General features: G+C 60.0%; 10 protein-coding genes. 5 read left to right on the forward strand and 5 right to left on the reverse strand.

The genetic code is table 11. The annotated features are described in order from the left end of the window. Nucleotides 1–94 precede the first annotated feature (94 nt). The 3 genes from AC56QX_RS34150 to AC56QX_RS34160 all read left to right on the forward strand — a co-directional run bounded on the left by AC56QX_RS34150 (nucleotide 95) and on the right by AC56QX_RS34160 (nucleotide 7,085). On the forward strand, nucleotides 95–4,903 hold the full coding sequence (locus tag AC56QX_RS34150; RefSeq protein ID WP_497112929.1) for an nSTAND1 domain-containing NTPase: 4,809 nt from the start codon (nucleotides 95–97) through the stop codon (nucleotides 4,901–4,903). A 382-nt stretch (nucleotides 4,904–5,285) separates the two neighbouring features. Then, nucleotides 5,286–6,575: an epoxide hydrolase family protein gene (locus tag AC56QX_RS34155; protein WP_497112930.1), complete on the forward strand. Its 1,290-nt coding sequence runs from the start codon at nucleotides 5,286–5,288 to the stop codon at nucleotides 6,573–6,575. A 114-nt stretch (nucleotides 6,576–6,689) separates the two neighbouring features. Further along, on the forward strand, nucleotides 6,690–7,085 hold the full coding sequence (locus tag AC56QX_RS34160; protein WP_497112931.1) for an Ohr family peroxiredoxin: 396 nt from the start codon (nucleotides 6,690–6,692) through the stop codon (nucleotides 7,083–7,085). A 120-nt stretch (nucleotides 7,086–7,205) separates the two neighbouring features. On the opposite strand, the gene AC56QX_RS34165 is transcribed toward AC56QX_RS34160, so the two are convergent. Both AC56QX_RS34165 and AC56QX_RS34170 read right to left on the reverse strand, forming a co-directional pair. Next, entirely contained in the window at nucleotides 7,206–7,484 is a 279-nt protein-coding gene (locus AC56QX_RS34165) for a VOC family protein (protein WP_497112932.1), read from the reverse strand. Between the two features lie 96 nt (nucleotides 7,485–7,580). After that, nucleotides 7,581–8,012, reverse strand: coding sequence for an Ohr family peroxiredoxin (locus AC56QX_RS34170; protein ID WP_497112933.1), 432 nt, complete (start codon nucleotides 8,010–8,012; stop codon nucleotides 7,581–7,583). Nucleotides 8,013–8,390: 378 nt separating this feature from the next. Here AC56QX_RS34170 and AC56QX_RS34175 point away from each other — a divergent pair, with 378 nt between their 5' ends. After that, on the forward strand, nucleotides 8,391–10,667 hold the full coding sequence (locus AC56QX_RS34175; RefSeq protein ID WP_497112934.1) for an ATP-binding protein: 2,277 nt from the start codon (nucleotides 8,391–8,393) through the stop codon (nucleotides 10,665–10,667). 44 nt (nucleotides 10,668–10,711) lie between these two features. On the opposite strand, the gene AC56QX_RS34180 is transcribed toward AC56QX_RS34175, so the two are convergent. Continuing rightward, the gene (locus AC56QX_RS34180; RefSeq protein WP_497112602.1) at nucleotides 10,712–11,911 is read right to left on the reverse strand and encodes an IS256 family transposase; all 1,200 of its coding nucleotides are present in this window, start codon (nucleotides 11,909–11,911) and stop codon (nucleotides 10,712–10,714) included. A 289-nt stretch (nucleotides 11,912–12,200) separates the two neighbouring features. Here AC56QX_RS34180 and AC56QX_RS34185 point away from each other — a divergent pair, with 289 nt between their 5' ends. Next, entirely contained in the window at nucleotides 12,201–12,671 is a 471-nt protein-coding gene (locus tag AC56QX_RS34185) for a hypothetical protein (RefSeq protein ID WP_497112935.1), read from the forward strand. 490 nt (nucleotides 12,672–13,161) lie between these two features. Here the strand turns inward: AC56QX_RS34185 and AC56QX_RS34190 are convergent, their stop codons facing one another. Together AC56QX_RS34190 and AC56QX_RS34195 are read right to left on the reverse strand one after the other, a co-directional pair. Beyond that, complete coding sequence (locus AC56QX_RS34190; RefSeq protein ID WP_497112936.1) at nucleotides 13,162–13,989, reverse strand: hypothetical protein; 828 nt, start codon at nucleotides 13,987–13,989, stop codon at nucleotides 13,162–13,164. A gap of 357 nt (nucleotides 13,990–14,346) precedes the next feature. Beyond that, entirely contained in the window at nucleotides 14,347–14,634 is a 288-nt protein-coding gene (locus AC56QX_RS34195) for a hypothetical protein (RefSeq protein ID WP_497118043.1), read from the reverse strand. Nucleotides 14,635–15,157 lie beyond the last annotated feature (523 nt).

Here is a 15,157-nt window from a genome sequence, read left to right on the forward strand (position 1 = left end):
TCATTCGCCGAAATCTGTGCTCCCCGCCGGTCCGGGTGACTCTTCGCTGTGCGAAACCGTGCTAGACTGCGGCTTCGTGCTTGAGGGAACCGGCTTGAATAGCTCGCCGCCCACGACGTTCGTACTCAACGGCGTTACCGCCGATCTGAGCAGCGAGACCTTGCGCGACAAGTCCAACAGGACAATCGCACTTCGCCACCAGACCTTCGCGGTGCTTCGCCACCTTCTGGAGAACGCCGATCGCGTCATCACCAAGGACAACCTGATGAAGGCGGTCTGGAACGGGATTGCCGTGACCGATGACAGCCTGGTGCAATGCATTCACGAGATCCGTGCGGCGCTCGACGACAATCGGCAGGCCGTCGTGCAGACAGTGCCGAGGCGCGGTTACAGGCTGGTCCTTCCCTCAAATGTCGGACCGAGAATGGCCACCATCCTGGTCGCCGAAGTGGCCGCCGAGGGCCGGCCGACAGGCAAGGATGAGCGGATCCCTGCTGCAACTTTCCGGGCGTACAGGCAGATCATGGATCGGCTGCTGGTTCAACATGCAGGTCGCGTCTTCTGGAGCGGCGAAGAGAGCGTGGTCGCCGAGTTCACCGGCCCTGTCGAGGCGATGCGGTGTGCGAGCGAGATCCAGCATGACGTCGATAGGCGGAACTGCGAGGTTCCCGCGACGAAGCGCCTGCGCTTCCGCATCGGCGTTCACCTGGGTTACGTCGTTGCCGAGGGCGACCACCTCGCGGGCGAGGCTGTCGAGGTCGCCGCTCATCTGCAAAAATTGTCACGACCGGGCGGGATTTGCGTCACGGAGGCGGTCCACGCCCAGGCTCAAGACCGACTCTCGCTGGAATTCGTCGATCTCGGCGAGCACAAGCTGAAGAACGTCGCACGCGCCTTCCGCATCTACCGCGTACCCCTTGCTTCGGAGGAACCGGTCAGGTCGCCATTTCGCGGTCTCGATGCATTCGAATTCGAAGATGCCGACCTTTTCTTCGGCCGAGCGCGGGCGATTGCTGCCTGCACTGCAAGACTGGAGCAGCAGGCAGCCAGCGGCACGGCATTCCTGCTCATCTACGGAATGAGCGGTTGCGGCAAGTCTTCCCTCCTGCGCGCTGGCCTGCTGCCGTCATTGACCCGGCCTGGAGCCGTGGCGGGCATATCCTTGTGGCGTCGCTGCCTGATCCGCCTCTCCGAAGGACCGGATGCATTCGCTGTGCTGGCCGCGGCGCTGCTTCGCGAAGCTGCCGTGCCGGAGCTGGCCTGCGAAGTAACGGCCGCGGAGTTTGCTCTGCTTTGCAGGAGCGCGCCGGATCGGGCACTGGCGATGGTCCGACAGGCTCTTGGCAAGGCCGCCGGGCCGGCCCGTCCGCAGATCAGATTGCTTGTCGCCATCGATCAGCTGGAGGAGCTGGTTACGACGGAGAGGGAGCCGGCGACGCGCGAGGCCCTTGTGCGGTTCATGGCGGTGCTGGCCGCGAGCGGACTGGTATGGGTGATCGCGGCGATCCGTTCGGACTTCTTTCACCGCTGCGGTGAGGTCAAGGGTTTCTCGGCGCTCAAGGACGGCCTCGCTAGCTACGAACTCCTGCCGCCGACTGGCTCAGAGATTGGGCAGATCATCCGCGAACCTGCGCGCGTTGCGGGTCTCCGCTTCGAGGAGAATGCCGAGCGGGGGCGCCTCGATGATGTGCTGCAGGAGGCAGCAGCTGCCGATCCTGGATCATTGCCGCTTCTCGAGTTTGTCCTCGACGCGTTGTACGACGCCGGCCGCGAGCGCCGAGTTCTCACCTTTGCGCACTATCGTGCGCTCGGCGGGCTCGAAGGGGCTATCGCGCGCCGCGCCGACGAAGTCGTGGACTTGCTGGCGCCGGAGATCCAGGAGGCCTTGCCCGCGGTGCTGCGCGCCCTCACCACGGCAAATCCGGGTGATGAAACAGTCACGGCACGTCCGGCCCTGCTCAGCGAAGTTGCAGGCACTCCCGCGCGGTCGGCCCTCGTCAGGGCTCTGATCGACGCACGGCTCCTCGTCAGCGATGAGGACGCCGGGGGGCATGTCTTCGTCCGCGTTGCGCATGAAGCACTTTTGAGCCGTTGGCCGCGCGCCGGTGACATTGTGAATGCAAACCGGAACTTCCTCGAAACACGCGGACGCCTCAGGACCGACGCCCACCGATGGCACATGGAGGGCATGAATCGAGAGCTTCTCCTTCCGTCCGGCAAACGTCTTGCGGAGGGCGAAGAGCTGCTGCTGTCAAGACGGGAGGAGGTCGACGTCGTCGTCGTTGAATACATCGAGGCGTCCTTGCGTGCCCATAGGCAGAAAGAGGAAAAGGACCGGCAGGCACAGCTGGTGCTGATCGAGGCCGCCGAAGAGGCAAAACGCGAGCGCCTGGAGCGCGAAGCCGAGCGCCGGAACCTCGCGGCTGCCGCAGCAAACCGGCTTGCCCGACGTACACGCAACGCCGCGATCGTGGCGATAATGCTCGCTCTCATGGCGGGCGCAGGTGCACTGGTCGCCTTCAGGGCCCAGGAGGAGGCAAGGCGGCAACGAGACCAGGCGCTGCGCAATCAGTCTCTTTCGCTCTCGTTCCTTTCGGAGCAATCCACGGCAAGAGGCAACACCGAGGCTGCGATCCTGTTGGCGCTTGAAGCACTGCCCTCGAAAGACCAATCCGAGCGGCCATATCTCTTCGAGGCGGAGGCAGCCCTCTACAAGGCTCTGCTGGCGCACCAACAGATCAAAATCTTCCGGCATGGCGCCGGCGTAACGTATGCGGCATTCAATCCGACCGGCGATCGCATCGTCACCGCATCCTACGACAAAACCGCAGGCGTCTGGGACATCTCCAGCGGTGCCGAAACTGAAGTTCTGAAAGGTCATGAAGAGGCCTTGGAGAGGGCTGAATTCAGCCCGGACGGGAGCCGTATCCTGACCGCCGCGAGGGACGGCACTGCACGTCTCTGGGACACCGTCTCAGGAGAACAGCTCTTCATGCTGCAGCCGGTAGGCAATTATCCAACGGCAATCTTCAGCCCGGATGGCACCCGGGTGCTGACAGCGGGGGAGAACAGCGATGCAACGCTCTGGGATGCTCGGACCGGAAAGAAAGTGCTAGGTGTAAGAAGCGACGCATATACGCGTGCTGCTTTCAGTTCAGACGGCCGCAGCTTCGCGACGGCAGGCAAGCATTTTGTTTCGATCTGGAATACCGCAGACGGCGCGCTGACGCAGTCAATCCGAGTGACCTCCTGGCCCTACAGCCTGGCGTTCAGCCCGGACGGAAGCCGCATGCTGGCCGGCCCGTGGGGCTGGCATTCACACCGCGACACGTCCAGCCTTTTCGATGTGTCGAAAGGAACGGAGATCGCAAAATTGGCCGGCAGCAAGAGCGACACGCAATTGAACGGCGTGATTTTCAGTCACGGGGGTCAGCGAATCGCCACGGTATCCCTCGATGGCACTGCCCGGATTTGGGATGGAGCTTTGGGAACGCTGGATGACCTGCTCGGCCAGGAGGTTTCGGGGTTGAAGCCAGACATCGACACAGATGAACGCGATGTGGAGATGAACGGTGCTTTCACCTCGGACGACCGCTTCCTGGCGACCGCCTCGATCAATGGGCCGATCCGCATTTGGGACGCTGAACGCGCCTCGTTGGTGACGACGATCGCCGGTCATGAATCTTTGGTCGAGCATCTGGAATTCAGCCCGGTCGACAGCAACATTCTTCTCACTGCTTCACACGATGGCACCGCTCGGCTGTGGGATGTCGACGGCGCGCTGACAACCGCGCTCTCACATGAATATCGGCCGACTTTCGCGGTCTTCAGTCCCGACAATGTCCACCTGCTGACCGGCGGCGGCGACAGCGCGGCGCATCTTTGGGATGTCGTGAGCGGGCGCGAGACAATCCGGCTCGATACACATGAGATCGTTCAAAGCGCGACGTTCAGCCTGGATGGAAGGCGCGTCGCGACGGCATCTCTAGGGGGGCAGGTCCGTGTTTGGGATGTGGCCACGGGACACGAGACCGCCCAGTTCCGATCGCATGGCGGACTGATCCAGATCCAGTTTGGCCGCGATGGCAAATCGCTGGTTTCCGCATCGATGAACGGCACCGCGCAGCTGTGGGACGCGGCGACCGGCACCGAGCTAGCCGCCATCAATACGAGCAGCAACCTGCCGCAGGCCATCCTTGGCCCTGACGGAAATCTGATCCTCTCGGCCAGGGAAGACAATGCGGGCCATCTCCTGACGACAGGCGGAGCCGAGCTCAGGGTTCTTGTGGGGCATCAGGATCGCATCACGGCAGCGGCCTTCAGCCCGAACGGTCAACTCGTCGCCACGGGCTCACTCGACCACACGGCTCGCATTTGGTCGACCACGGACGGATCAAACGTCAGAACGCTAGTGGGACACACCGGCGCGGTAACGGTCGTCGCCTTCAGCCCCGACGGTCAGTTGCTGCTAACCGGCTCGCGCGATGGAACCGTCCGGATCTGGAGCGTCGCTGGCGGACTGGAAAGGGCAGTTCTAAGGGGCCACAGCGGCGCGGTGGACAGCGCCCAGTTCAGTCCCAGCGGTTTGTATGTCGTGACCGCGTCCTCGAACGATCGCACGGTCCGGCTATGGGCGACGCAATCGGGGCGCCAGATTGCCGTCCTTGGCAGCCACGACGAAGCAACCGTTCTACTGGGCTTTACACGCGCAGCTTTCAGTTCCGACGGCACCCATGTCGCAATTGTTTCCGGCGAAAAAGGCGTCCGGATCGTACGCGTTTTCCAGGCACCCATGGACCTCATCGATTTCGCCCGGCGTACTGTGCCCCGCGAACTCACCCCTTGCGAACGGAGAAGCTTCTTCCTTCCTGAAGACCCTGCAACCGGTACTTGTCCGGGCTGAGGTGGACAACGGGTCAGACTTTGCCCCTTAGGCCCCTGCTGGAACCGCCAACCGTCCGGACCAAAGTGTGACAGAGCGGATCGGCCCCGGATCCGGGCGGCGTGGCGCATAACGATGATTGTTGGGATTTCGCTTGCCCGTCGGAGGAGCGCTATCATCCGACCACGATCACCAGAGCGTTCACTTGTGATCTCTGCTTTTGGAAAGCGACGGAGGCGATCTTGATGCTTGGTCAGCCAGAGAGCTCTACGACAGACGCACCGCCAACCAACTAACAAATGTTAACAACGCATAACTCGCGCGATCTCTCCTTTTTGAGCGAACGTTGTCTGCGGTCACACCAGGCCGCGTCCGAACATCGTTCAACAAATGGAGGATAACTATGTCTGCAAATCTCTCGTCGCCATCGCGTCGTGACATCATTGTTGCGGCCGGTGCAGTTAGCGCAATTGCAATATTGCCGGAGGCAGCTCGATCTGCAGGTGGAGACGTTTCGATCCGCCCATTCACTTTCAAGGCACCGGAAGAAAAAATAGCTGAACTTCGTCGGCGCATTGCCGCGACCCAGTGGCCGGAACGCGAGACGGTCGCCGACGCTACACAAGGTGTTCAGCTCGCGACGATGCAAAAGCTCGCCCGCTATTGGGCGTCTGAATACGACTGGTCCAGGTGTGAGGCAAAGCTGGCAGCTCTGCCCAACTTCGTGACAGAGATCGATGGGCTAGACATCCACTTCATTCATGTACGTTCCAAGCACGACAATGCCTTACCGGTGATCGTCACCCATGGTTGGCCAGGCTCCATTGTGGAACAGCTCAAAATCATCGGTCCGCTCACAGACCCTACAGAGTACGGCGGTACCGCAGCAGACGCATTTGACGTGGTTATCCCATCGATGCCGGGTTACGGCTTTTCCGGGAAACCCACCACAACAGGCTGGGGCCCCGACCACATTGCACGTGCCTGGGTCGTTTTGATGAAACGCCTTGGCTACAATAAATTCGTGGCGCAAGGCGGCGATTGGGGGGCCGTGGTCGTTGACCTTATGGGTGTACACGCGGCACCGGAACTGCTCGGCATCCACAGCAACATGCCTGGTATCTTTCCGGCCGAAATTGATGCGGCGGCCTTTTCCGGATCCCCCGCGCCCTCCAACCTCTCCGACGACGAGAAAGCTGCCTACGACCGTCTGCAATTCGCCTATCAAAAAGGGATCGCGTATGGGTTCCAGATGGGGCTACGTCCGCAGACGATGTACGGAATTGCGGACTCGCCTATCGGCCTGGCAGCCTATTTCCTCGACCATGATGCCCGAAGCTATGCGCTCATCGCGAGTGTCTTTGATGGGAAGCCTGCTGGTCTGTCCCGCGACGACGTCCTCGACAACATCACAATCACCTGGCTGACGAACACGGCTGTGTCAGGCGCCCGGCTCTACTGGGAGTACTGGGGCAAGGGATATTTCAATGTCAAAGGGGTCGCCATCCCGGTGGCCGTGAGCGCTTTCCCAGACGAACTTTACCAGGCGCCAAGAAGCTGGAGCGAGCAGGCGTATCAAAAGCTGATATATTACAAGAAGCACGACGTTGGCGGGCACTTCGCTGCCTGGGAGCAGCCTCGTCTCATCTCGGAAGATCTAAGGGCGGCGTTCCGGCCACTGCGCCAAGCCTGAAAGATCAGGGACGGCGCCGATACATGCGCCGTCCACACCTCCAACTCTTCAATCCGCTGCAAATGCCACAGCCCTATGGGTTGGCATTTGTCGCAAGCGACAAAGGATCTCGTTATGGCTGAGAAGACTCCTTTCACAGGCAAAACCCACAACACCAACGGGCTTGATGGCAGCGCACGCAGCAGCGACGGTTTACTCGACCTCAAGCTCAAACAACCTCATCCCGCTGCTGAAAACCTATTCGGGGCAGCGTGGTCTGCCTGTTACATGGGTGCAATCGAAGTCGCCGCGTCACAACGAAAACTCCAACTTCCCTTTGGCACGGCCGTCGAGGCCGAGATCGGTTTGAACTCCAGCGAGGGCGACTATTTTCTGCGTGCGCGCCTGAACGTCAGCGTACCTGGAGTCGATCCCCTCGTCGCACGTGAATTACTCACGGCAGCACATAGCATTTGTCCCTACTCCAAGATGACCCACGGCAATATCAACGTCACGACAACTTTGGTCTGAGCAGCCATTCGGGGTCAGCGCTTGGCGCTCGGCCCCGAAGGCTCTTACTAGAGGCAATGGATGATCGTTAAAACGGCGTCTGCGCGAGGTCGGCCTCTGCCCGGCCTAGTCGACGCGACACTAGCCGATGCAATTCGCGCATAGTTTGTTTCCGTCGAGGTCGCGGAAATACGACATATAGTAGGTCGGGCCACGATAGCCGGGAGCGCCTTCATCGGTGGCGCCAAGCTCGATAGCCTTTTGATAAAAGGCATCCACTTCTGCGGGAGTATCAAAGCAAAACGAGATCATGCTTCCATTGGCTACCGTGGCGGGGTGTTTGTTGTGTGGGCCAAGCACCCCGAAGAACAAGGTACCGTCCTTGCCATAATAGCGACCACCCGTGGGATGTTCGAGCAACGGCTTGATCCCGGTCGACCCGAATAGCGATCGTAGAATGGCCTCGCTTTTTCCAAGCAATTTGAACCTACGACTGCATAGAGCCTCGCAACCATCTCAATCAACCTCTTGGGTCAGCGTAATCGTGACGTCAATATTGCCGTGAACGGCTTTCGAATATGGGCACGATTCGAACGCTTCATTCGCCAGGATCAGGCCAGCGCTTCGCTCCAGCCCCAACAGGGAGAAATCGAAACGAGCCCGCAGAAAGTGTTTTTCGTTCGCTATGCACAGATCGATTTCCGCGTCGATGCTAACGCCGGTCGGTAGCACTACACCGTTTTTGACGGCCGCAAGCGTGATGGATCTTACGAGGGACGAGGACCATCCTGACGCAATCAGTTGCTCCGGATTTGCTCCTATGCCTGAGGAGCCAGGAATAGAAAGCCTGATGTCGAGAACGCCATCCAAACTGCGCGAGACGCCACTATGGCGCACCCCCGTGGTGCGAATTTTGGCCGTATACAGAACTCTTGGGCCCTGCGTCATGGTGTGCGCTCTTCAGTGTTTTATCCCGCAAGGCGAATGCCTGTACACGGTCTGAGCGGACTCCGGCATTCGCGGCCGACCAAGTTCTGAGAGGCCACAAGCCAGCGTGCAGTGAAGGGGCCGATGACATCGTCGCAGGAGCACAGCTTGGGCAGAATTTCGACTGTGATCACGGTCGATTACTTCGAGCGTCTCGGGAGTCACGATTGCTCTCCCCAGGATTTGGTGGTTTGCTGGTCGCACTTCTCATGCTGGGCAACAGCTAAGCCCAAGAGGCGGAAGTCGCCCGTTATGCGTTGTTAGCGGCTGTTAGCAGCTGACAGGTCTTTCTTTTCAAGCATGTGGGAATGCGCCCGGCCTGGGCGCTGGGTAGGTGCGGTGGAGGGAACCTCAAATCAAAATCAGGAAGGATTGTCGTTCGGTCCTTTCAATTTGCTCGTGAGCGAAAGGCTTCTCACGAAAGAACGTGCGCCAATAGAATTGGGTGCGCGTGCGCTCGACCTGTTGATTGTGCTCATCGCCTCCTCGAACGAAGTCGTAAGCAAGAAAGATTTGCTGGCGCGCGTTTGGCCAGACGTTGTCGTCGAAGAAGGCAGTTTGCGGTTCCACATGAACGCCCTCCGCAAGGTACTAGGCGATGGAAAGGACGGCGCGCGATACATCGTGACCCTGCCAGGTCGCGGCTACTGCTTCGTGGCGCCGATCTCGCGCCCTAGTACGTCGGGCGAGACACTTGCCGCCGAATTTCGGCACGCCAATCTTCCAAACCGTCAGAGTCGGACTGTGGGTCGGGAGCGAGATGTTCTCAATCTATCGGCCCAACTCGCCGCCTCGCGTATTGTCGCCATCGTCGGTGCTGGCGGGATCGGCAAGACAACAGTGGCGATCGCGGTAGGACATCATTTAAACCACGACTTCAGCGGGGCCGTGCTTTTCGTCGATTTCGGTATGCTGAGCGATCCAGGTCTCGTCGCGCCCGCTGTCGCGTCCATGCTGGGGCTGGCCGTCGGCTCCGACGATATCCAGCCGAACCTGATCGCGTATTTGCGTGACAAACGAGTTCTGCTGATCCTCGATACCTGCGAGCATTTGATAGACGCGGTCGCTAAGCTCGCGGCGATCATTCTTGAGTTTGCGCCGCAGGTTCACATCCTAGTCACAAGCCGCGAAGCTCTTCGCATCGACGGGGAGCACGTCTACAAGCTAGACGCCCTGCCGTGTCCGCCGGACGACCCACAGATTGCGACCGTGGCCCTACTGTCGTTTCCGGCAACGCAGTTGTTCATGGAGCGCGCGGCGGCCAGCGGCATTGGCCCCGACATAAGCGATACGGACGCGCGCATCGTTGCAAGCATCTGCCGAAAGCTGGACGGCGTGGCGCTTGCACTTGAACTCGCTGCCAGACGTGTGGAGACCTTTGGCCTGCCACAGATCGACACGCTTCTCGACCAGCATCTAGCGCTGGGCTGGCTAGGGTCGCGCACGGCGCCTGCACGCCAGAAGACACTGCAAGCCACGCTCGACTGGAGCTATGCGCTACTGTCTTCGTCGGAACGTAGAGTGCTGCGCCGCCTTGCGGTTTTCGTCGGGCATTTCACGCTCGATGCGGCGCTCGAGGTCGCCGTAGGCGTCGACCTTGATCGATCTACAGTCTTCAACGCGATCGATAGCCTTGTTGGAAAGTCTTTGGTCGCTACCCATCAACTGGGCGCGATGATGCGCTATCGACTTCTAGATACGACGCGCGCCTATGTTATCGAAAGTGGAGTAGACTCCACCGAACTTGCCGGTCTGGCCGTTCGCCACGCGGTTTATTATCAGCGCTGGCTGGAGCAGAGCGGCACCGAGTGGGCGACGCTGACCAATTGGACGGAGCGTGCTCCACACCTTGCTGCTCTCAACAATGCTCGGGCGGCGTTGAACTGGTGCTTTGGCGAAGGCGGCAATGTGAGAACTGGGATCGCCCTTGCTTCGGCTGCAGGGCCGGCGTTTCTGGCTATGTCGCTGTTCCCCGAGTGTCATAACTGGACGGAACGTGCGCTTGTCGTTCTCGACGATGCCGCACAGGGCAGCCCGGAGGAAATGCATCTTCAGGCCGTCTTCGGGACATCGCTGATGATGATGCGCGGAAAAAGTGATGCGGCGCTCGCGGCATTGGAGAGAAGTGTCACGATCGCTGAGGAGTGCGGTGACCTCATCAGCCAAGTTGGACTTTTAGGTTTGTTGCGAACCTTCTATTTTCGTAGCGGGGATTTCATCACCGCTCTCCTTTACGCTCGTCGTTGTAGAGCCGCAGCCAACCTCATCGAGGATTCGGCTGCTACCGGACAGGCTTGTTCGCTCCTGGGTAGATCCCTTCATCTCATGGGCGACCTGACGGGCGCGCGGGCCGAGCTTGAGACCAGCTTGCATCACTGGTCGCGCGCCCGGAGCGCCACGATTTATCTCGCCCACGAACGCCACTACCCAAGCGACGTCACCTTAGCGCGAACCCTCTGGTTGCAAGGTCTTCCGGACCAGGCCAGAGCACGTTCGCTCCAGGTGATCGACAGCGCTGCGAGTATCGACCGTCCAGCGGCGCTGGTCGTCGTTCTAGGGTGGGCTGCGTCGGTATTCCTTTGGATCGGCGAGATCGTGTCCCAGGGAGTGGTGTAGCTGACGGCTTGGTCGCCGCGCTCTCCGGCATAGGGCCGGGATGATCAGCGTGCCACGGCTGGCAGGCTGGTGAGAGGATCATCGCTCATTTGGCTGATGGTTTCCAGCGTCATGTAGCGCGCCCGCTGCACGGCCCATTCGTCATTCTGTTCGAGCAGGAGCGCGCCGACGAGGCGGACGATGGCGTCATCGTTGGGGAAGATGCCGACGACCTCGGTGCGCCGCTTGATCTCGCCGTTGAGGCGCTCGATCGGGTTGGTGCTATGCAGCTTGGCGCGGTGCTCTCTGGGGAAGGTCATGTAGGCCAGCACGTCGGGCTCGGCGTCGTCCATGATTGTCGCCAGCTTTGGCACCTTCGGCCGGATCTGGTCGGCGACGGCACGCCATTGCGTGCTTGCGGCTTCTGGCGTCTCCTGGGCAAACGCGGTGGCGATGAAGGCGGAGACGACACGGCGCCCGCTCTTGCCGGCATGGGCCAGCACGTTCCTCATGAAGTGGACGCGGCAGCGTTGCCATGTCGCGCACAGCACCTTGGTGACGGCCGCCCTGATGCCTTCATGGGCATCGGAGACGACGAGCTTGACGCCGCGCAGGCCGCGGCGGGTCAGCTTGCGCAGGAACTCCGTCCAGATCGGCTCGGCCTCAGACGTGCCGACCTCCATGCCCAGCACCTCGCGCCGGCCGTCCGCGTTGACGCCGACGGCGATGATGACGGCGACCGAGACGATGCGGCCGCCGCGGCGCACCTTCAGGTAGGTGGCGTCGATCCACAGGTATGGCCAGTCGCCCTCGATGGGTCTTTCAAGGAACGCTTTGACCTTGCCGTCGATCTCTTCGCACAGCCGGCTGACCTGGCTCTTGGAGATGCCGCTCATGCCCATGGCCTTGACCAGGTCGTCGACCGAGCGGGTCGAGATACCCTGGACGTAGGCCTCCTGGATGACGGCGGTCAGCGCCTTCTCGGCCATGCGCCGCGGTTCGAGGAAACCGGGGAAGTAGGAGCCCTTCCTCAGCTTCGGGATGCGCAGCTCGACGGTGCCGGCGCGCGTCTCCCAGTCGCGATCGCGATAGCCGTTGCGCTGAGCCGTCCGCAGCGGGTTCTTCTCGCCATAGCCGGCGCCGGTGGCGGCGCCCACCTCCAGCTCCATCAGCCGCTCGGCGGCAAAGCCGATCATCTCGCGCAAGATATCGGCGTCGGGGGTCTTCTCCACGAGCGTGCGCAGGTTCATCATGTCGTCGGTCATCGGTGGTTCCTTCGAATCAGGTTGGTGTCAGCAACCCGACCTTACCGGGGAACATCGATGACCGCCGCAAAGCCGCTCGCTCGCTACGGCGCTGTTGAGGGCGCGCTCGCGAGCGGCTTCGCTACCGCCGAGCTACACCACGTCCGGGGACGCGACCATCGGCGATTTGCAGAGTGCTGATGAACACATCGATTCGATGCTCTACCAAGCCCGATCCAACTCGCTAGGACCCTTTGTTGCCGTTGCGCAAGCGCGAAAGGGAGAGTTGGCCATTCTCCGAGGCGACGCAATGAATGGCGTCGCCAGTCTGCGAGCCGGGTTGGAGGCGAACCACGCACTCGGTTATGAAGTTCTGACCACAGAGTTCAACATCTCCCTTGCGCAAGGACTTAGAGTACTCGGCAAACTCACGGATGCCATTCAGCTGATCGATCAGACGATCCATAAAGTCGAATTGAACGGTGACGACCTGTACATGCCGGAACTTCTCCGCCTAAAAGGCGGCATTCTTATATCTATGCGGGAACAGCGCTACGATGAGGCGGAGAGGTGCTTTGCCCAGTCGCTGGCCCTGAGCCGCCAACAAGGCGCACGCGCCTGGGAACTGCGGACCGCCACCGACCTTGCGGCATTCTTGGCAAGCCAGATACGCCGTGATGAAGCAAAAGCACTGCTGCACCCGGTGCTGGCGCAATTTACGGAGGGTTTCGAAACTGCTGATCTAAAAGCGGCCGAACGGCTGCTTGCAGCATTGAGTTAGCGCAGCGACGTCGGGATAAGTCTTCTGAACGAGGCCGCTTTGCTCGTTCATTGATCAACCTCACACTTGGCCGTGAGCATCCGCGATGTCCGCTTCTGGTACGCACCACCGGGAACGCGAAGGACCGGAATGAGGCGCAAAGCTGTCGTTCAAAAAGGTAGCACGCTTGGAAGTTCGTGCCGACGCGCTATCTGGCGTATGTGCTAGAAGTCGCTGCCTTCAAAGCTATCCAAAAACCGAATCTAGTATCCCACTTTGTCCATAAGCAACCGCAATTCGGGCTGACGCGCGACGCAGAAAGTTCGAAAAGCTTCCAGGAACCCCAGCCAAACAAAATCAATCACTTAGCTACCAAAATCGATCAAAACCGTGTTGCTAACCGGCGTAACGCCTAGCAACATAAGCCTTTGATTTGTAACGATTTGTAAGGGTTGCGGGAAATCGCGATAGCAACACGGATAGTAACATGCACCGGCAACATCGCGAAGGCTTACCTCCCCCTCAATGCCAATCTATAGCGGTAAGGATTCGCCGGATTGATTTCGGCCTGTGGAATTAGGGCAATGGTCATCATTGCAGGGAGGCGACTTTGATAGCCCTCCAAAATTACCCTCTCGCCAAACTCGAGCAGGAAGTTCTCCCACCCAACCAGCCTTTCCTCTACGTCCACAAAAGCCTCGGTGACGACGATTGTGCGGCGCCAACGGGGTGGCAGAACTCTGCTATGCTCGATTGTGAAATTTTTGATCTCAAGATTGCCTGATTTGGAATTGGGGTCGTTGGAGTGCTCGGCTGCATTTCGCCACTTAATGACTTCGCCCACGTGAGCGTCGGCAAATGTGAGGAGCTTTGTGATTCCCGCATCCTGACCCAAGGCGCTTTCTGCCCAGGTTACAGCTGGAGCAATCTTCGCCTTGCCGTTCTCGACTTTCGTCCACAATGAGCCAGCATCAGGTTTGAAGGCATCCGTTCTGAACAGCCGCAGGATTAAACCGGCAACGGCGTGCAGGTACTGCTTTGTGGAGAGCAGGAAGGCCTGCGCGTCGGTCTCAAGGCCAATCGCATAGGGAATGGCGTTTATCCCCCTCCCTCGATCGGCAATCGCTTTTTCTTGTCCTGACGTGACACTGGCCTGAACCCTCAAGCGAGCTTGGTGACATTCCATCAAACCCTGCTGGCACCGCCAAATCTCTCCGAACACGTCATCCTCGTCGTCTGTGTGGCTTAACCTCAACGCCAAGGCCTGCAATGTCAGGCGCGAGACTATTGGTTCGCTAGTCCCGTAATTTGCGACTTGCTGGAACGTAAAGGGGCTCATGGTTGCCTACAGCAAGGCTTGGCAAATTCGATCTCCGAGTCCTTGCGATCCTCTTCGATCATAGACGAAGCAAATTCACAACAAAAAGCCCGCCTCGCGCGGGCTTTCTTGTCTCAACCGCGGCGCTTTCCCGCTAGTCCCGCCGATCACCTGGACACAGTCCTGTCTCATGTAGAAGGCACTCTAAAGCCGGCTTGCCGCCCGGTACGACGTCCACCAGGCTATCGCCCAAGTATCATCCTGTCGCGGTTCGGATCCACGTTCATAAAAGAGCGCACGCCATTCAAAAGAAGGGCGCCGAGCCGCCGTCAAATCGAAGGCGGGCACCGAGTCCCGCCTTCGAGGGTGGGCCTACATTCAGCCGCCCATCTTCTTCGCCATTGCGCAGAAATCCGCATGCGACTTGTTGATCGTGGTATCGCCGCAGTCTTTCAACACAGCCTTCTGTTCCTCGGGTTTCATGGCCATCCATGCGGTCTTGAAATCCGCGTCCGACCTCAAGGTTTTCATGCCGGCATCGGTGAAGAACGGCGACATCTTTGCCGGGTCGTCTAGCGCCGACGTTCCGGTGCCGCTGCCAGCGAGAGCCGAACCAGTCGTCATCGCAAGCGCCATCGCGCCCATTGTAAGCATCTTGATGTTCATAGAAATTTCTCCCAATAAAGGGCTGCCAAAGCGGCAGCTTAATACGTCAACTTGGCTCTTCGGCAAAAGTTTCTCCGCTTAGTGAAAAAGACCTGCCCGAAATGGGATACGGGCGGGCAGGTTCTGGAGCGCTGGAATCATCCAGCAAAAGTCAACGAGCGGCGGGCGGCTCGGGTTCAACGCCGGCGGCGGCCGTGTAGTCGGCATTGGCATCGCCGTCGGTCGCGCGCTGGCGCTGAGGCAAAGGTGACCGGCGCCGACCACATGACGTAACGGAAAGACTCAGCTATGTCTGAGGCGCGGCGGACCTGAGAAGGGACCGTCCGGCCGGCGCCATTCAGGCAAGCTCCCAGCGAGGGCGCCGGCCTTTTTATCCGATTTATCTGGACGACAGAGCCGGCCAAAAATGGCCGACGCGATATTGCCCGGTGAGACAACAGTGAAACCCGCCGTCCGCGCGCCACCCAGGCGCTACCGAATAGGCCGGCGCAGTACCCCAACCAACTGCACCGGCCACACGGGA

This window comes from Mesorhizobium sp. RCAM 06353 (assembly GCF_059683585.1).

What these genes read in the sequence shown, in the direction of transcription:
- AC56QX_RS34170 (WP_497112933.1), bottom strand. Translation starts at nt 8,012, where the DNA reads ATGACGCAGGGCCCAAGAGTTCTGTATACGGCCAAAATTCGCACCACG.
- AC56QX_RS34155 (WP_497112930.1), top strand. Translation starts at nt 5,286, where the DNA reads ATGTCTGCAAATCTCTCGTCGCCATCGCGTCGTGACATCATTGTTGCG.
- AC56QX_RS34195 (WP_497118043.1), bottom strand. Translation starts at nt 14,634, where the DNA reads ATGAACATCAAGATGCTTACAATGGGCGCGATGGCGCTTGCGATGACG.
- AC56QX_RS34185 (WP_497112935.1), top strand. Translation starts at nt 12,201, where the DNA reads ATGAATGGCGTCGCCAGTCTGCGAGCCGGGTTGGAGGCGAACCACGCA.
- AC56QX_RS34190 (WP_497112936.1), bottom strand. Translation starts at nt 13,989, where the DNA reads ATGAGCCCCTTTACGTTCCAGCAAGTCGCAAATTACGGGACTAGCGAA.
- AC56QX_RS34160 (WP_497112931.1), top strand. Translation starts at nt 6,690, where the DNA reads ATGGCTGAGAAGACTCCTTTCACAGGCAAAACCCACAACACCAACGGG.
- AC56QX_RS34180 (WP_497112602.1), bottom strand. Translation starts at nt 11,911, where the DNA reads ATGACCGACGACATGATGAACCTGCGCACGCTCGTGGAGAAGACCCCC.